Genomic DNA, 17,752 nt, shown 5'->3' with positions numbered 1-17,752 from the left:
GTTCCTGATGGTGCTGGGGCTGACCTCGACGGCCGCGTACGGGCGGCAGTCCACCGCGGCGGGCGACGACGCCCGTACCGTCGACCGCACGGCGGCGGCCCAGGTCCTCACCTGGACCGCCGGCGACCCCATCGACCACTATCTGACCTTCCCGGAGACCGCGGTGGCGGGGCCCGCCACGATCGTCTTCGAGAACAGCGAGGCCACCGGCAACACCACCGGGATGCCGCACACGCTGACGTTCGACACCTCGGACCCCGAGTTCAACAGCGATGTCTCCGTCAACATCCTGGCCAACCCGTTCGACGCCAACAACGGCAAGTACTCCGTCGAGGTCAATCTGACCCCGGGCAAGTACCGCTTCCACTGCGTCATCCCGGGGCACGGCACGATGGCCGGGATCCTCACCGTGACCGAGGCGGACGGCGGTGACGACACCACCGCGCCGGAGACCTCGGCCAAGGTGGACGGGCAGCGCAACGCCGATGGCGCGTACGTCGGTTCGGCCACGGTCACCGTGACCGCGTCCGACGAGGGCTCCGGTGTGGGGACCGTCGAGTACGCGATCGGGGACGGCCCGTGGCAGCCGTACACCAACCCGGTGGTGGTCGACCAGGTCGGTGAACACACCGTCCGGTACCGCGCCACCGACAAGGCGGGCAATGTCTCCGAGGAGAAGTCGGTGACGTTCACCGTCGCCCCGCCGCCCACCGACGACACCACAGCGCCGGAGACCTCGGCGACCGTCAGCGGCGACCGGGACGACGTCGGCAACTACCTGTCGATGGCCACCGTCACCGTCACGGCCTCCGACACCGGCTCCGGTGTCAACACCATCGAGTACGCGCTCGGGGCGAACGGCGCCTGGCAGCCGTACGAGGGGCCGGTCATGGTCCACCAGGTCGGCGAACACACCGTCCGCTACCGGGCCACCGACAAGGCGGGCAATGTCTCCGAGGTCAAGTCCGTGACGTTCACGGTGGTCGAGCCGCCGGTCAAGGACACCACCCCGCCGGTGACCGGAGCGGTGGTGACCGGCGACAAGAACTCCAACGGCGCCTTCATCACCAGTGCGAAGGTGACCATCACGGCGACCGACTCCGAGTCGGGTGTGGACCGTATCGAGTACTCCCTCGACGGCGGCCCCTACCTCGCGTACACCGCTCCGGTCCTCGTCGACCGGGTCGGCTACCACGCGCTCTCCTATCGGGCGACCGACAAGGCGGGCAACACCTCGGAGGCCAGGCAGGTCACCTTCACCGTGGCGCAGGGCGGCGGCGTTCCGGCGCCCAACTGCCCCGAGTACGACGAGCGGTTGACGGTGATCGTGGGCACGGTCGACTCGGGTGTGCCGAACCGGCTGGCCCGTAACCGGTGCACGATCAACGAGCTGATCGAGGACGAGAAGGAGTGGACCTCGCAGGCCCTCTTCCTCAAGCACGTCAACACGGTGCTCACCACGCTGCTCGACGACAACGTCATCGACGAGCGCGAGTTCGACCGGATCACCCAGGCCGCCAAGGACTCGAAGATCGGCACGCCCGGCCAGACCGAGGGGTACCGCTCGCTCTTCGACGGCACGGCGGAGTCCTTCGCCAAGTGGGAGCAGGTCGGCGGTGGCAAGTTCGAGCTGAGCGACGACAACGCCATCACCAGCAGCACCACGGTCGACGGCATGGGCATGCTGTGGTTCCCGCAGCGCAAGTACGGGGACTTCTCGCTGAAGCTCCAGTTCCGTGACGACGCTCCGGGCAACGGCAACGCCAACGGCGGTGTGTTCGTCCGCTTCCCGAACGTCCACGGCCACCCGGAGGAGTCCCGGCCCGAGTGGGTCGCCATCAACTACGGGCACGAGATCCAGATCCTGGACCGCCCGGACGGCGACATATACAAGACCGGGTCGATCTACGGCTTCGACCGGGTGGGTCTGGCCGGGGCGCAGGTCACCCCGAAGGGCACCTGGAACGACTACGAGATCCGGGTGGAGGGCCAGCACTACTCGATCTTCCGCAACGGTGTGCTGATCAACGAGTTCGACAACTTCGGCGGTCAGACCTTCTACCCGGAGCGCGCCGGTGACCCCGGCACGGACGGCCGGCGGTACGCCACCGGCTACATCGGGGTCCAGGTCCACGGCACGACGGATGTCATCTCGTACCGCGACATCCGGATCAAGGAGCTGTGAACACCTCGGAGTGGTGAGGTGACGGGGGTCTCCCCCGCTCGGTGTGTCCCCCGCTCGGCGGAGCGGGGGACACACCCCTGTCCGGGGCCGGACGCCCACAGTTCCCGCACACTCCCGCGGCTTCCGTGACTCCCCTGCTTCTCCTCGGACCTACTTCTCCTCGGACCTGGCGCGGCTCGGCTGGACCCGTTTCGGCTCCCCCGGCATCTTCGGATGGTCCGGCGGATACGGCAGGTCGCCGAGGCCGTGGTCGCGTTCGAAGCGGTCGGCCAGCTCCAGCAGCCCGTCCAGCCGGTACGGTGTCTCCGCCATCTCCGCGTGGACGTCGCCCACTTCGGCGTACCGCGCCACCATGGTCACCAGGTCGAAGTCCTCCGGCGCCACCTCGTCCAGCTCCGTCCAGCGCAGCGGCGCCGAGACCGGCGCGTGCGGCAGGGGGCGTACCGAGTAGGCGGAGGCGATGGTGCGGTCCCGGGCGGTCTGGTTGTAGTCGACGAAGATCCGCTCGCCGCGCTCCTCCTTCCACCACGCGGTGGTGACCTGGCCCGGCATCCGCCGCTCCAGTTCATGGCCGACGGCGATCGCACACCGCCGCACCTCGGTGAAGGTCCAGCGCGGCTCGATCGGCACGAAGACATGGAGCCCGCGCCCTCCGGACGTCTTGGGCCAGCCGCGCAGCCCCTGCTCGGTGAGGAACGCGTCGAGTTCGTGGGCGGCCCTGACCGCGTCGGCGAAGCCGGTACCCGGCTGGGGGTCGAGGTCGATACGGAGTTCGTCGGGGTGGTCGGTGGCGCCGCGCCGGACCGGCCAGGGGTGGAAGGTGAGACAGCCGAGGTTGGCGGCCCAGAGGACGGCGGCCGGCTCGGTCGGGCAGATCTCGTCGGCGAAGCGCCCGCTGGGGAAGGCGATCCGGGCGGTGGGGATCCACTCGGGGAGATTTCGCGGGGCCCGCTTCTGGAAGAAGGACTCGCCGTCGATGCCCTCGGGGAAGCGCTGGAGGGTGGTGGGGCGGTCGTGGAGCGCGCGGGTGATGCCCGGCGCCACGGCCAGGTAGTAGCGGGCCACGTCGAGCTTGGTGTAGCCGCGCGCGGGGAAGTAGACCCGGTCGGGGCTGGACAGCCGTACCGTCCTGCCGCCCGCCTCCAGCTCCACCGCAGCTCCCGCGCCCATGGGGCCACGCTAGGCCGGGCGCGGACGGGGCGCATCACGGGACCGGGCCGGGCGTCCGCGCTCGTACGGCCTCATCAGGCGGTACGGGGCGATCCGGCCGACAATCGGTCCATGGACCTGCCGGTGATGCCGCCCGTGAAGCCGATGCTCGCCAAGTCCGTCGCCCGTATCCCGCCCGGTATGCAGTACGAGGCCAAGTGGGACGGCTTCCGGGCGATCGTGCACCGCGACGGGGACGAGGTGGTGATCGGCAGCAGGACCGGGAAGTCGCTGGCCCGCTACTTCCCCGAGCTGATCACGGCGTTCCGTACCGAGCTGCCCGAGCGGTGTGTGGTGGACGGCGAGATCGTGGTGGTCCACGGCGACCGGCTCGACTTCGGGACGCTCTCCGAGCGTATCCATCCGGCCCGCTCCCGGGTGGAGCTGCTCGCCGAGCGCACCCCCGCCGACTTCGTCGCCTTCGACCTGCTGGCCCTCGGCGACGCCTCGCTGCTCCCCCTCGCCCTGGCGCGCCGCCGGGAGGCGCTGGAGGCGGCCCTCTCCCCCGCGCGCGCGCCCGTCCATGTCGCGCCCGCCACCACCGACATCGAGGTGGCGCGGGAGTGGTTCGAGCGGTTCGAGGGCGCCGGGCTCGACGGGGTGGTGGCGAAGCCGCTGGATCTGCCGTACCGGCCGGACACCCGCGCCATGTACAAGATCAAGCACGAGCGGACCGCCGACACCGTGGTGGCGGGGTACCGGGAGCACAAGAGCGGCCCGGTGGTCGGCTCGCTCCTGCTCGGGCTGTACGACGCGGCGGGCGTCCTCCAGCATGTCGGGGTCTGTGCCGCGTTCCCGCTGCGGCGCCGCGCGGAGCTGGCGGCGGAGCTGGCGGAGCTGCGGATGGCGTCGGCCGAGGGCCATCCGTGGGCCGCCTGGGCGGAGGAGTCCGCGCACGAGACCGCCCGGCTGCCCGGCGGGCCGAGCCGCTGGTCGGGGACGAAGGACCTGTCGTGGATCCCGCTCCGCCCCGAGCGGGTCTGCGAGGTGGCGTACGACCATATGGAGGGCGACCGGTTCCGGCACACCACCCAGTTCCGCCGGTGGCGCCCGGACCGTACCCCCGCGAGCTGCACCTACGCGCAGTTGGAGGAGGTCGTACGGTACGACCTGGCCGAGGTCCTGACGGGCGGCGGGCCCCCGGCGCGGTGAGCCCCGGGGGGGGCGGTGTCAGGCGTCGCCGTCGGGGAAGGTGCCGTCCACGTAGACCCAGGCGCCGTCGTGGCGCTCGAAGCGGCTCCGTTCCCGCTGCTCGCCGGGGCCTGCCGGGGTGGTGTGGCGGGCGCGGAAGGTGACCGTGCCGGTGGTGTGGAAGGCGGTGCCTTCGGTGGTGGCCAGGATCTCCAGGCCCTGCCAGCGGGTGGCGGTGTCGAGGTCGAGTGTGGCCGGGCGGGTGGCCGGGGCCCAGGTCCTGAGCAGGTACGCCGCGTCGCGGACGGCGAAGGCGGAGTAGCGCGAGCGCATCAGCGCCTCGGCGGTGGCGGGGGCGGCGGCCCCGGTGTGGAAGCGCCCGCAGCAGGCGCCGTACGTCGCGGGGTGGCCGCAGGGGCAGGGCGAAGCGTCGGTGACGGCGCTCCCCGCCCGCGCGGCGGGGGCGGGGCGGCGGGTGCGGGCGGGGCGGCGGGCCATGGGGCGCTGTGCTCCAGGAAGGTCGGAAGGCGGGACGGCGGGACGGGCGGCGAGCGGCCTCGTACGGTGCCGGTCGAGCGGCCTCGTACGGGGCCCGGCCGAGTGGGCTCGTACGGGGCCGGGGCCAGCCGGTGGTGGCCGGGCCGGCCGCGTACGTACCCACTCTAAGCCGTGGTCCGCGCCGTCCCCTCCGGGTCAGCCGGTGCCCCTGCCTGCCTCGCCGGCCTCCGGCAGCTCCTCCGTGTCGACCCCGGTCACCTGGGCCAACTCGTGCTTGAGCGCGGCGAGTTCGGCGCCGCCCGCCATATGGTTGGTGAGCGCTTCGAGGCTGACCTCGTGGCGTGCGGAGCTGAGTTCGAGCGTGCCGAGCCGGAGCACCGTGAAGTGGTCGCCGACCATGTAGGCGTGGTGCGGGTTGTGGGTGATGAAGATGACGCCGAGGCCGCGTTCGCGGGCGGCGGCGATGTACTTGAGCACCACCCCGGACTGTTTGACGCCGAGTGCGGCGGTCGGCTCGTCCAGGATCAGCACCCGGGCCCCGAAGTAGACGGCGCGGGCGATGGCCACCGACTGCCGCTGGCCGCCGGAGAGCGAGCCGACGGGCTGGTCGAGGTCGTCGAGGACGATGCCCATGTTCCGCAGTTCGTGGTCGGTGATGGACTTCATCCGCGCGATGTCGAGCCGCCGGGCCGGCCAGGGGCCCCTGGTCAGCTCCGAGCCGAGGAAGAAGTTCCGCCAGACCGGCATCATCGGGACGGTCGCGAGGTCCTGGTAGACGGTGGCGATGCCGTGGTCGAGCGCGTCGCGCGGGGTGGTGAGCCGGACCGGCGCGCCGTCGATGAGGTAGTCGCCCTCGGTGTGCTGGTGCAGCCCCGAGATGATTTTGATGAGGGTGGACTTGCCGGCGCCGTTGTCGCCGAGCACACAGGTCACCCGGCCTGGCCTGACCGCCAGGTCGACGCCGTGCAGGGCGCGGATGTTGCCGTAGCTCTTGCCGACGCCGCGCAGTTCGACGACGGCCTGCGAGGTGCCGTCGGCGGGGGCCGGGTCCTGGGCTGTCGTGGGAGTTGTCATGGGGGTCACCTCCGGGTCGCCTGCTTGCGTACCCACAGATTGAGCAGGACGGCGACGAGCAGCATCGCGCCGAGGAAGAATTTGAACCAGTCGGGGTTCCAGTTGGCGTAGACGATGCCCTGGGTGACCATGCCGAACATGAAGGCGCCGACCATCGGGCCGAAGGCGGAGCCGTAGCCGCCGGTGAGGACGCAGCCGCCGATCACCGCGGCGGCGATGTAGAGGAGTTCGTTGCCGACGCCCTCGCCGGACTGGACGGTGTTGAAGGCGAAGAGCTGGTGCATGCCGACGAACCAGGCGGTGAAGCCGACGATCATGAAGAGGGTGATCTTGGTGAAGGTCACCGGGACGCCGACGGCGCGGGCGCTCTCCTGGTTGCCGCCGACCGCGAAGATCCAGTTGCCGTACTTGGTGCGGAGCAGGATCCAGGTGGCCAGGACGCCGAAGACGATCCACCAGAGCACGGTGATCCGGATGCTGGTCCCGCCGAGGGAGATCTCGGAGGAGAAGACCGCGTTGGCCTGGTCGAAGCCGTCCATGTCGCGGATGGAGTCGGTGGCCACGTTGCCGGTGATCCATTTGGTGACCGCGAGGTTGGCGCCCTGGAGCATCAGAAAGGTGCCCAGGGTGACGAGGAAGCTCGGCAGTCCCGTCTTGACCAGCAGAAAGCCGTTGAAGGCGCCGACGGCCAGGGAGACGACGAGCGCGACGAGCACGCCCACCCAGACATTCATGGAGAGCTGGAAGGCGACCATGGAGGCGGTGAGCGCGGAGGTGATGACGCCGACACCGGCCGACAGGTCGAATTCTCCGCCGATCATCAGCAGCGCCACGGCGAGCGCCATGATGCCGATGGTGGAGGACTGGTAGAGCACCGTGCTGAGCGAGTCGAGTTGCCGGAAGGTCGGCGCGACCGCGAAGAAGAAGAGATAGACGGCGACGGCGCCGATCAGTGCACCGATCTCGGGCCTGCCGAGCAGCCGGTGCGCGAGCGAACGGCGCGCGGTGCGGCCGTCCTTGGCCGGGGCGGGGGGCGCGGCGCCCGGCGCGGCCGGGACCGGATCGGCCTCCTGGCTCACCGCGGAGTCCGCGCTCATCAGCGGGTTCCCTTCTCGGCGAACTGGGCGATCTTGTCGATGTTCGACTCGTCCACGAACGCGGGGCCGGTCAGGACGGGTTCGGCGCCGCCGCCGCTGAAGTTGCCGTTGCTCTTGTAGAGCCAGAGGCTGTCGACGGCCAAGTAGCCCTGGAGGTACGGCTGCTGGTCGACGGCGAACTTGATGTCACCGTCCTTGAGCGCGCCGACCAGATCCTTGTTGAGGTCGAACGTGGCGACCTGGGCCTTGCTGCCGGAGTCCTTGACCGACTGGACCGCGGTGAGCGCGAAGGGGGCGCCGAGGGTGACGACATAGTCGATCGACTTGTCCTGCTGGAGCTTGGCCTCGATGGTCGACTTCACCGACGGCATGTCCTTGCCGTTGACGTAGAGGATGTCCGTCTTCCCCTGGAACGTCTTCTTCACACCGGCGCAGCGGGCCTCCAGGCCGACATGGCCCTGCTCCTGGATGACGCAGATCTCGTGCTTGGCGCCGAGTTCGTTGAGGCGCTTGCCGAGCGCCTCGCCCGCGACGCCCTCGTCCTGCCCGAAGTAGGAGGTGAGGCCGAGGTCCTTCCAGGACTCCAGACCGGAGTTGAAGCCGACGACGGGGATGCCGGCCTGTTCGGCCTTGGCCAGGACGGCCTTCATGGCATCGGGTTTGGCCGCGGTCACGGCTATGCCGTCGACCTTCTGGTCGATGGCGTTCTGGACCAGGTTGGCCTGGTCGGCGGCCTTGTCGTCACCGGAGTAGATCAGCTCGACGTTGTCCTTGTCGGCCGCCGCCTGGGCGCCCTTGCGGACGATGTCCCAGAAGGTGTCACCGGCCGCCGCGTGGGTGACCATCGCGATCTTCATCCGGGCGGTGGTCGCCTTGCCGGTCTTCGCGCCGCCGCCCTGGTCCTCCTCGGCCTTCTTGCCTCCGGATTGACTGGAACAGCCCGCGGCCAGCAGGACCGCCGACATAGCGACGGCCGCCGCGGCGAGGCTCCTGCGGGAGCGGCGGGGGTGGATCGTGCGATTCATCGTCCTGCACCTCACGGAGTGAGTCGGCGGAGAGGGGGCCAGGGCCCACCGGACCACAACGGAGAGACGCTCCACGGCACCCTGCTCACCAGGAGAGTCGGCCATGGGCCGGAAACATCGCCGTTGCAGGACTGGAGCAAACTCCAGCGGAGCGCCGGTGTCAATGGTTTGTCAGGACAACACTTCATCTGGACGTCACAGCACGATAACGTCGCGGACGCCCGCAGAGCCGGACATCTGAATGTCAGGACAAGGGTATTGACACCTCCGCGCCCCGCCCCGGAAGCTGAGTCGACGGGGCTCCGGAGAACGCGAAGGAAGCGGCGAACGCGGAGGAAGCGGCGGAAGGGCGGTCAGCTCTGCACGAGGAGCTGGAACTCGAAGGCGTAACGGGAGGCGCGGTAGATATGGGTGCCGTACTCGACGGCGCGGCCCGTGTCGTCGTACGTGGTGCGCTGCATCGTCAGCAGCGCGGCGCCCTCCGCCTCGGCCAGGCTCTCGCCCTCCGCCTCGGTGGCGTTCCGCGCGCCGACGGTCTGGCGGGCGCTGTGCAGGGTGATCCCGACGGCCCGCATCAGCCGGTAGAGCCCGGTCTCCTCCAGCTCCCCGGTCTCCAGCGCCAGCAGCCCGGGCGGCAGGTAGTTGCGGAGATACGCCATGGGCTCCCCGTGGCTGAGCCGCAGCCGCTCCAGTACGGCGACCTCGCTCCCCTCGGCGACCCCGAGCGCGGCGGCGACCTCGGCGGAGGCGGGCTCCGTGTCGTTGCGCAGCACCCGGGTGGTGGGGCTCTGGCCGGCGGCCCGCAGGTCGTCGTAGAGGCTGCTCAGCTCCAGCGGGCGCTTGACCTGGCTGTGCACGACCTGGGTGCCGATGCCCCGGCGGCGGACCAGCAGCCCCTTGTCGACCAGCGACTGGATCGCGTGCCGGACGGTGGGGCGGGAGAGGCCGAGCCGCCCCGCCAGCTCGATCTCGTTGCCGAGGAGGCTGCCCGGGGCGAGCCGGCCGTGCTCGATGGCGCTCTCCAGCTGCTGGGCGAGCTGGTAGTAGAGGGGCACCGGGCTCGACCGGTTCACCGAGAGCTTGAGGTCCGTGGGATCAGGCGTGGTCACCCGGCGAGAATATCCGCCGGGACGCCACGTCCCCCGGGGACGGGCGTCTTCGACGTCAGATTGTTGTGACAATAGGGGATCAGGGCGCTCCGCCCCGGTAGCCGAGCCGCCCGGAGAGCGCGCCCGCGCCCTTCACCGCGAGCTGGGAGAGCTCCTCCTCGCGCTCGTCGCTCCACCGGATCATGGGTACGGAGATGGAGAGCGCGGCGACGACCCGGCCCGCCCGGTCCCGTACCGGCGCCGCCACACAGCTCACATCGGGGTTGGACTCGCGGTGCTCGACGGCCACCCCGCGCTCCCGCACCGCGGCCAGCTCGGTGCGGAGCACCCCGGGGTCGGTGATGCTGTCGGGGGTCATGGCGGTGAACTCGTGGTCCGCGATCCGCTCGGTCAGCTCGCTCTCGGAGAGCGCGGCGAGCAGCATCTTCCCCACGGAGGTGCAGTGGGCGGGGAGCCGGCGCCCGGCGGCGGAGACCATCCGGACCGCGTGGGTGGAGTCCACCTTCGCGATGTAGATGACGTCGGTCCCCTCCAGGATCGCGACATGGACCGTCTCGTCACAGGTCTCGGCGACCTCCCGGGCAACCTGGGTGCCCTCGGCGGCCAGATCGAGCTGCTCCGCGTACCGGCTGCCGAGCTGGTACGAGCGCACGCCGAGCCGGTAGCGGCCGGGCTGTCCGGGCACCGGGGCCAGGTACGAACGGGCCGCTAGCGTGGTGATCAGCTCGTGCACGGTGGTGCGCGGGAGCCCCAGCCTGCGGATGACATCGGGCGCGGAGAGCGTTCCGTCGCCCTCCAGGAACAGTTCGAGGATGTCCAGGGCCCGCGTCACCGCGGGAACGAGCCGCCCCATGGCCGACCACCACCCTTCTCGTCCGGTACGTCGACCGTACGTCGTTCGGTACTTCGGCCGTCGGCCGGAATGACGAACACAGGCTAACCGCAGCGCTACCCATTGACACCCCTCGGAGTGCCTGAATACCGTCACGCCACGATTTCGAACATGTGACGAAATACCGAACGAGACCCAGGGGACCTGCTGTGCGCATCACCGGAATCAGTACCCACGTCGTCGGTACGCCCTGGCGTAACCTCACCTACGTCCTGGTCCACACCGACGAAGGTCTCACCGGGGTCGGCGAGACGCGGATGCTCGGCAGGACGGACGCGCTCGTCGGCTATCTGCGGGAGGCCGAGGCCAACCATCTTCGCGGTTCGGACCCGTTCGCGGTAGAGGACCTCGTACGCCGGATGAAGTACGGCGACTACGGGCGCGCCGGAGAGATCGTCATGTCGGGCATCGCGGTGGTCGAGATGGCCTGCTGGGACATCAAGGGCAAGGCCCTGGGCGTCCCGGTGTGGCAGCTCCTCGGCGGGAAGGTCACCGACCGGGTCAAGGCGTACGCGAACGGCTGGTACACCACCGAGCGCACCCCCGAGGCGTACCACAAGGCGGCCCAGGCGGTGATGGCGCGCGGCTACCGGGCCCTGAAGATCGACCCGTTCGGCACCGGCCACTTCGAGCTGGACCGGGCGGCGAGCAACGAGGCGGTCGCGCTGATCGAGGCCGTACGGGACGCGATCGGCCCCGAGTCGGAGCTGATGCTGGAGATGCACGGCCGGTTCAGCCCGTCCACGGCGGTACGGCTGGCGCACGAGCTGGCGCCGTTCTCCCCGGCGTGGCTGGAGGAGCCGGTGCCGCCGGAGAACCTGAAGGCGCTGAGCAAGGTCGCCGGGAAGGTCGACCTGCCGATCGCGACCGGTGAACGCATCCACGACCGGATCGAGTTCAGGGAACTCTTCGAGTCGCAGGCCGCCGACATCATCCAGCCGGACGTGGGCCACATCGGGGGCATCCTGGAGACCCGGAAGCTGGCGGCGACCGCCGAGACGCACTACACGCTGATCGCGCCGCACAACGTGGGCGGCTCGGTGCTGACCGCCGCGAGCCTCCAAGTGGCCGCCTGCACCCCGAACTTCAAGATCCTTGAGCACTTCAACGACTTCGCGGACGCGGAGATCAAGAAGGTCGTCAAGGGCGCCCCGCAGGTCGACCCGGAGACCGGGTGCTTCGAGATCTCGCAGGCGCCGGGGCTCGGGGTCGAGTTCGATGTGGAGGCGGCGGCCGAATTCCCGCAGCAGCAGGCGCGGTTCGACCTGTGGGCCGAGGGCTGGGAGAAGCGCGACCCGAAGGCGGACCGGTGAGCGAGGGGTCCGGGGCGGCCGGCGGCTCCGCCGGTGCGTCCGTCTCCGGTACGGCGCCGGGCGCGTCCGGCGCGGGTGGTTTCGCCTCCGGCGGCGCGGCGGTGAGCAGGTCCGTCCTCGTCGAACGGCCCGGCGGCCACCGCCTGGTGACCGGCCCGGTGCCGGAGCCCGGCCCCGGCGAGGTCCGGGTGCGGGTCGCCGCCGCCGGTATCTGTATGAGCGACCGGGAGGTGTACGACGGCCACCGCGACCCGGGGTATGTGCGCTACCCGGTGGTCCCGGGCCATGAGTGGGCGGGCACCGTCGAGGCGGTCGGCCCCGGGGTGGCGGCGGAGCTGCTCGGGCGTGCCACGGTCGCCGAGGGGTTCCGCGCCTGCGGGACGTGCGCCCGCTGCCGTACCGGCGAGACCTCGCTCTGCACGGGCGGGTACGCGGAGACCGGGTTCACCGTGCCCGGCGCCTTCGCCGACCATGTCGTCGTGCCCGCACGGCTGTTGCACCCGCTGGCGGACGGCGCCGACCTGCGGGCCGCCGCCCTGCTGGAGCCGGCCGCCGTGGTCGCCTCGGCGGTCCGTACGGCCCGTCCCGAGCCGGGTGAGCGGATCGCGGTGGTGGGCGCGGGCACGCTCGGGCTGCTGGCCGTCCAGTTGCTCGCGGCAACTTCCCCCGCCGAGCTGACCGTTGTCGACCCACGGGCCGAACGCGGCGCCACCGCCCGGCAGTTCGGGGCGACGGAGTCCGGCACCCCGGAGGAGGCCAAGGAGTCGCAGGGCCGGTACGACCTGGTGGTGGAGACCGCGGGGGCACCGACCAGTGCCTCGGCGGCCACCGCGCTGGCCCGGCGGGGCGGCCGGGTGGTGCTCACCGGGATGTTCGCGCCGGGCGCCACGGGCATCGACCCGGCGGCGCTGACGCTCGGCCAGCTCTCCGTGCACGGGGTCTTCGGGGCACCGTCGGCCGCCTGGTCCTTCGCCGTACGGGCCTTCGGCTCCGGGGTGCTGAACCCGGCGCCGCTGATCACCCACGAGTTCCCGCTGGAGCGGTTCGGCGAGGCCGTGGCGCTGGTCGGCGGCGGCGACCCGGCGACCGGGAAGGTGCTGCTGCGGCCATGACCCGCCCCTTATCCGGCACCTCGCCCCGCCCCGCGCCGTACGCGCCGTACCCCGCGCCCGCGCGTTCGAAGAATCCGCTCCGCCGAGCACACCGCACCCGGCCGGCGCGTCCGACCGAGAAGTCGGCCGGCGGCGGCCCGATATGCCCAGAGACAAGGACTCGTCCGTGACCGACGCTTCAACTCCCCTCCCCCGCCGCCCCGGTGCGCAGGCGCTCGCCGCGCTCGGCCTGGCCGCGCCGGAGCCCAGCCCCGCCGACGCCTCCGTCCACGCCTTCCCCGACGGCGGGCTCTGGCGTACCGAAGTCCCCTCCGTCGAGGGCCCCGAGTGCCTGGCCGAGGTGCTCAAGGAGTCCGCCCGGCTCGATGTGCCGGTCCACCGCATCAGCCAGGGCAGCGGTGTATGGATGCTCACCGACGCCGAGATCACCGAGATGGTCGACGCCTGCGCCGACCGGGACATCGAACTCTGCCTCTTCACCGGACCGCGCGGCACCTGGGACATCGGCGGCTCGACCCGTACCGACTCCGGCGGCGCCGGGCTCCGCGCCCGGGGCCATGACGCGGTGGCCGGCTGTGTCGAGGACGCCGTACGCGCCACGGAACTCGGCGTCAAGTGCCTGCTGGTGGCGGACGAGGGGGTGCTGTGGACGCTCCACCGGCTGCGCGCCCAGGGGATCCTGCCCGCCGACACCACGCTCAAGGTGTCGGCGCTGATCGGCCCCGTCAACCCGGCCTCGTACGCGGTCGTCGAGCGGCTGGGCGCCGACTCCGTCAACATCCCCTCGGACCTGGCGCTCGCGCACTTCACCGAGATCCGCCGGGTCAGCCGGGCCCCCATGGACCTCTATATCGAGGCGCCGGACGACCTCGGCGGGTATGTCCGGATGTACGAGGCGGCGGAGCTGATCCGGCGCGGCGCCCCGCTCTATCTCAAGTTCGGACTCTCGAAGTCCCCGGGCATCTACCCCTATGGTGCCCACCTGCGCGAGACCGCCCTCAGCAGCGCCCGGGAACGGGTGCGGCGCGGCAGGCTCGTCCTCGATCTGCTCGGCCGCCACGGCGCCGACGGCGGCATGTCGCCGCTCGGCTCCCGGCTGCCGGGTCCGCTCAGCCGCTTTCCCCTGACCGACGACAAGGACTGATGCACCCATGCGAACTCGCCGAGCCGTACTCGCCGTTACCGCGCTCTCGCTGGCGCTCTCGCTGACCGCCTGCGGACAGAACAGCGAGGGCGGCAGCAAGGACGACACCAAGGGCGGCAAGGGCTCCACCATCGGCATCTCGATGCCCACCAAGTCGTCCGAGCGCTGGATCGCGGACGGTGACAACGTGGTCTCCGAGCTCAAGAAGCTCGGGTACAAGACCGACCTCCAGTACGGCGAAGACAACGTTGCCCAACAGGTCGCCCAGATCGAGAACATGATCACCAAGGGTGTCGATGTCCTGATCGTCGCGGCCATCGACGGCAGCGCGCTGAGCGATGTGCTCCAGCAGGCCGCCGACCAGAACATCAAGGTCATCTCGTACGACCGGCTGATACTCGGCACCAAGAACGTCGACTACTACGCCTCGTTCGACAACGAGCGGGTCGGCGTCCTCCAGGCCACGTATCTGATCGACAAGCTGGGGCTGAAGGAGGGCAAGAAGGGCCCGTTCAACATCGAGCTCTTCGCGGGCTCCTCGGACGACAACAACACCCGGTACTTCTTCGACGGCGCGATGAAGACGCTCAAGCCGTACCTCGACGACAAGCGGCTCGTCGTACGGAGCGGGCAGACCCAGCTCAACCAGGTCACCACGTTGCGCTGGGACGGCGGCACGGCCCAGAAGCGGATGGACGACCTGCTCACCAAGTCGTACGGCACGGAGCACGTCGACGCGGTGCTCTCCCCGTACGACGGCATCTCCATCGGCATCCTCTCCTCGCTCAGGTCCGACGGCTACGGGACGGCCGCGAAGCCGTACCCGCTGGTCACCGGGCAGGACGCGGAGGTCGCCTCGGTGAAGTCGATCATCGCGGGGCAGCAGACGATGACCGTCTACAAGGACATCCGGCTGCTCGCCAAGACGGCCGCGAAGATGACGGACGCCATGCTGAAGGACGAGAAGGTCGAGGTCAACGACGAGAAGTCGTACAACAACAAGGCCAAGGTCGTCCCCGCCTACCTGCTGACCCCGGTCAGTGTGGACAAGTCCAACTACCAGAAGGACCTGGTGGACTCCGGCTACCTCAAGGCCGAGGACCTGAAGTGACCCTTTCCACCGGTACCGCGGGGGCGGCCGAGACGGCCGCCCCCGTCCTGGAGATGCGTTCCATCGTCAAGACCTTCCCCGGGGTCAAGGCGCTCTCCGATGTGAGCCTGACCGTGGCCCCGGGCGAGGTGCACGCCATCTGCGGCGAGAACGGCGCGGGCAAGTCCACCCTGATGAAGGTGCTCAGCGGGGTCCATCCGCACGGGAGTTACGAGGGGGAGATCCTCTTCGAGGGCGTCCCGTGCGCCTTCAAGGACATCGGGGCCAGCGAGGCCCAGGGCATCGTGATCATCCATCAGGAGCTCGCCCTCATCCCGTATCTCTCGATCGCGGAGAACATCTTCCTGGGCAACGAGCACGCCGCCCGGGGCTTCATCAGCTGGAACGAGACCCTGCGGCACGCCGCCGCGCTGCTCAAGCGGGTGGGGCTGGACGAGCATCCGCAGACCCGGGTCGCCGACATCGGGGTCGGCAAGCAGCAGCTCGTGGAGATCGCCAAGGCGCTCGCCAAGCGGGTCAAGCTGCTGATCCTGGACGAGCCGACGGCGGCGCTCAACGACAGCGACAGCGCCCAGCTCCTGCGCCTCATCAAGGAGTTGCGGGAGCAGGGCATCACCTCGATCATCATCTCGCACAAGCTGAACGAGATCGCCGAGATCGCGGACTCGGTGACCATCCTGCGGGACGGCAGGACCATCGAGACGCTGGACGTGAGCGCGGAGTCGACGACCGAGGACCGGATCATCCGGGGCATGGTCGGCCGCGACCTCGACCACCGCTTCCCCGAGCGCACCCCGTACGAGGGCGACCCGGCGGCCCGGCCCGCACTCGAAGTGCGCGAGTGGACCGTGCACCACCCCATCGACCAGCAGCGCAAGGTGGTCGACGGGGTCTCGCTCCAGGTCCGCAGGGGCGAGATCGTCGGCCTGGCGGGGCTGATGGGGGCCGGCCGTACCGAGCTGGCGATGAGCGTGTTCGGGCGGAGCTACGGCCGGAACATCAGCGGGACGGTCCTCAAGGACGGCACGGAGATCCGGACCAGGACGGTCCCCGAGGCGGTCGGGCACGGCATCGCGTATGTCACCGAGGACCGCAAGCAGTACGGGCTCAACCTCATCGACACCATCGGCCGCAACATCACCCTGGGCGCCCTCTCCAAGGTGGCCCGGCGCGGCATCGTGGACGAGCACGAGGAGAGCCGGGTCGCCGAGTCGTACCGCAAGAGCATGAACATCAAGACGCCGACGGTGTTCGAGCAGGTGGGGCGGCTCTCCGGGGGCAACCAGCAGAAGGTCGTCCTCAGCAAGTGGATCTTCGCGGGTCCCGATGTGCTGATCCTCGACGAGCCCACCCGGGGCATCGACGTCGGGGCGAAGTACGAGATCTACACGGTCATCGACCGGCTCGCGGCGGAGGGCAAGGCCGTCGTCTTCATCTCCTCGGAACTCCCCGAACTGCTCGGCATGTGCGACCGCATCTACACGATGGCGGCCGGCCGGCTCACCGGTGAGGTTCCCCGGGCGGAGGCGACCCAGGAAGTACTGATGCGTCACATGACCAAGAACACGAGGTAGTCGACATGGGTCCGGTCACCACCGACACGCCGAAGGGCGACACACCGAAGGACGCCCCACCGGCACCTCCGTCCGGGCGCTCCACCACCGGGGCGCTGCTCATGGACGCCGCGCGCCGCAACATGCGGCAGTACGGCATGCTCGTCGCCCTCGGTCTGATCGTCGTCCTCTTCCAGATCTGGACGGACGGCGTCCTGCTCAAGCCGAACAACGTCACCAACCTGGTCCTCCAGAACAGCTACATCCTGGTGCTGGCCATCGGCATGATGATCGTGATCATCGCGGGCCATATCGACCTGTCGGTCGGCTCGCTCGCCGCGTTCGTCTCCGCCGCCTGCGCGGTGATGATGGTCGAACACGACATCCCCTGGGTTCCGGCGCTGGTCCTGGGGCTGCTGATCGGCGCGGTCGCCGGGGCCTGGCAGGGGTTCTGGATCGCGTACGTGGGCATCCCCTCGTTCATCGTCACACTCGCCGGGATGCTCATCTTCCGTGGCGGCACCCAGATCTTCCTGGGCTCGCGCTCGCTCGGCCCGTTCCCCGAGGGCTTCCAGAAGATATCCACCGGCTACCTCCCCGAGGTCGGCCCGGAGACGAACTACCACAACCTGACCCTGCTGCTGGGGCTGGCGCTGCTGGCGTTCGCGCTCTTCCAGGAGTTCCGGGACCGGCGCCGCCAGCAGGCGTACGAGCTGGAGGTGCTGCCGCTCAACCTCTTCGTCGTCAAGTGCGTGGCCCTCGCGGCGGCGGTGCTGGCCTTCACCATGACGCTCGCCAGCTACCGGGGCGTCCCGGTGGTGCTGCTGCTCCTGGCGGCGCTGCTGATCGGCTTCGGCTATGTCATGCGGAACGCGGTCGTCGGGCGCCATGTGTACGCGCTGGGCGGCAACCAGGCGGCGGCGAAGCTCTCCGGCGTCAAGGACAAGCGGGTCACGTTCCTGGTCTTCGTCAACATGGGCGTGCTGGCGGCGCTGGCCGGCATGGTCTACGCGGCGCGGCTCAACGCGGGGGTGCCGCAGGCCGGTATCAACTTCGAACTGGAGGCGATCGCCGCGGCGTTCATCGGCGGCGCGTCGATGAGCGGCGGCGTCGGCACGGTGTTCGGCGCGATCATCGGCGGTCTGGTGCTGGGCGTCCTCAACAACGGGATGTCGCTGGTCGGCATCGGCACCGACTACCAGCAGGTGATCAAGGGGCTGGTGCTGCTGGCGGCGGTGGGCTTCGACGTCTGGAACAAGCGCAGGGTGGGCGCCTGACCGTACCGCCGCTCCACCCCGT

The 17,752-nt window shown here is 70.2% G+C and carries 15 protein-coding genes; 8 read left to right on the top strand and 7 right to left on the bottom strand.

The features are described from left to right. Positions 1 to 7: 7 nt before the first annotated feature. A complete protein-coding gene (locus AB0O07_RS03770; RefSeq protein ID WP_365627974.1) occupies positions 8 to 2,185 on the top strand; it encodes a family 16 glycoside hydrolase in 2,178 nt (725 codons plus the stop codon). Between the two features lie 150 nt (positions 2,186 to 2,335). Here AB0O07_RS03770 and ligD read toward each other — a convergent pair whose 3' ends face one another. After that, positions 2,336 to 3,355 carry a non-homologous end-joining DNA ligase gene (ligD, locus tag AB0O07_RS03765; protein ID WP_365626270.1) on the bottom strand — a complete coding sequence of 340 codons (1,020 nt, stop codon included), beginning with the start codon at positions 3,353 to 3,355 and terminating at the stop codon, positions 2,336 to 2,338. A 111-nt stretch (positions 3,356 to 3,466) separates the two neighbouring features. Between ligD and AB0O07_RS03760 the strand changes: the two genes are divergently transcribed. Beyond that, positions 3,467 to 4,546 (top strand): ATP-dependent DNA ligase, encoded by a 1,080-nt coding sequence (locus AB0O07_RS03760; protein WP_365626267.1) that lies wholly within the window; start codon positions 3,467 to 3,469, stop codon positions 4,544 to 4,546. Positions 4,547 to 4,564: 18 nt separating this feature from the next. Here the strand turns inward: AB0O07_RS03760 and AB0O07_RS03755 are convergent, their stop codons facing one another. The 6 genes from AB0O07_RS03755 to AB0O07_RS03730 form a co-directional block, all read right to left on the bottom strand. Beyond that, positions 4,565 to 5,023 (bottom strand): YchJ family metal-binding protein, encoded by a 459-nt coding sequence (locus AB0O07_RS03755; RefSeq protein WP_365626264.1) that lies wholly within the window; start codon positions 5,021 to 5,023, stop codon positions 4,565 to 4,567. A 195-nt stretch (positions 5,024 to 5,218) separates the two neighbouring features. Beyond that, the gene (locus tag AB0O07_RS03750) at positions 5,219 to 6,097 is read right to left on the bottom strand and encodes an ATP-binding cassette domain-containing protein (protein ID WP_365626261.1); all 879 of its coding nucleotides are present in this window, start codon (positions 6,095 to 6,097) and stop codon (positions 5,219 to 5,221) included. 5 nt (positions 6,098 to 6,102) lie between these two features. Continuing rightward, positions 6,103 to 7,194: an ABC transporter permease gene (locus tag AB0O07_RS03745; RefSeq protein WP_365626258.1), complete on the bottom strand. Its 1,092-nt coding sequence runs from the start codon at positions 7,192 to 7,194 to the stop codon at positions 6,103 to 6,105. After that, positions 7,194 to 8,219 (bottom strand): sugar ABC transporter substrate-binding protein, encoded by a 1,026-nt coding sequence (locus tag AB0O07_RS03740; protein WP_365626255.1) that lies wholly within the window; start codon positions 8,217 to 8,219, stop codon positions 7,194 to 7,196. Before AB0O07_RS03740 ends, AB0O07_RS03745 begins: the two co-directional genes overlap by 1 nt. Positions 8,220 to 8,572: 353 nt before the next feature. Then, positions 8,573 to 9,328: a GntR family transcriptional regulator gene (locus tag AB0O07_RS03735; protein WP_365626253.1), complete on the bottom strand. Its 756-nt coding sequence runs from the start codon at positions 9,326 to 9,328 to the stop codon at positions 8,573 to 8,575. 79 nt (positions 9,329 to 9,407) lie between these two features. After that, the gene (locus AB0O07_RS03730; RefSeq protein WP_365626251.1) at positions 9,408 to 10,181 is read right to left on the bottom strand and encodes an IclR family transcriptional regulator; all 774 of its coding nucleotides are present in this window, start codon (positions 10,179 to 10,181) and stop codon (positions 9,408 to 9,410) included. 188 nt (positions 10,182 to 10,369) lie between these two features. Between AB0O07_RS03730 and AB0O07_RS03725 the strand changes: the two genes are divergently transcribed. The 6 genes from AB0O07_RS03725 (at position 10,370) to mmsB (ending at position 17,730) form a co-directional block, all read left to right on the top strand. Next, positions 10,370 to 11,533 (top strand): mandelate racemase/muconate lactonizing enzyme family protein, encoded by a 1,164-nt coding sequence (locus AB0O07_RS03725; protein ID WP_365626248.1) that lies wholly within the window; start codon positions 10,370 to 10,372, stop codon positions 11,531 to 11,533. A gap of 101 nt (positions 11,534 to 11,634) precedes the next feature. Further along, entirely contained in the window at positions 11,635 to 12,645 is a 1,011-nt protein-coding gene (locus AB0O07_RS03720; RefSeq protein WP_365627971.1) for an alcohol dehydrogenase catalytic domain-containing protein, read from the top strand. Positions 12,646 to 12,811: 166 nt separating this feature from the next. Continuing rightward, on the top strand, positions 12,812 to 13,789 hold the full coding sequence (locus tag AB0O07_RS03715) for a hypothetical protein (RefSeq protein WP_365626246.1): 978 nt from the start codon (positions 12,812 to 12,814) through the stop codon (positions 13,787 to 13,789). Positions 13,790 to 13,796: 7 nt separating this feature from the next. Continuing rightward, the gene (chvE, locus tag AB0O07_RS03710) at positions 13,797 to 14,900 is read left to right on the top strand and encodes a multiple monosaccharide ABC transporter substrate-binding protein (protein ID WP_365626244.1); all 1,104 of its coding nucleotides are present in this window, start codon (positions 13,797 to 13,799) and stop codon (positions 14,898 to 14,900) included. A gap of 53 nt (positions 14,901 to 14,953) precedes the next feature. Continuing rightward, positions 14,954 to 16,474 (top strand): multiple monosaccharide ABC transporter ATP-binding protein, encoded by a 1,521-nt coding sequence (gene mmsA, locus AB0O07_RS03705; protein WP_365627968.1) that lies wholly within the window; start codon positions 14,954 to 14,956, stop codon positions 16,472 to 16,474. Between the two features lie 5 nt (positions 16,475 to 16,479). Continuing rightward, on the top strand, positions 16,480 to 17,730 hold the full coding sequence (gene mmsB, locus AB0O07_RS03700; protein WP_365626242.1) for a multiple monosaccharide ABC transporter permease: 1,251 nt from the start codon (positions 16,480 to 16,482) through the stop codon (positions 17,728 to 17,730). The last annotated feature ends 22 nt before the right edge of the window (positions 17,731 to 17,752 follow it).

Source organism: Streptomyces sp. NPDC093085, assembly GCF_040683935.1.
In the GTDB taxonomy this organism is placed as follows: domain Bacteria; phylum Actinomycetota; class Actinomycetes; order Streptomycetales; family Streptomycetaceae; genus Streptomyces.
Note: the sequence above shows the minus strand (reverse complement) of the source record. Positions and strands in the feature narration are given on the sequence as shown.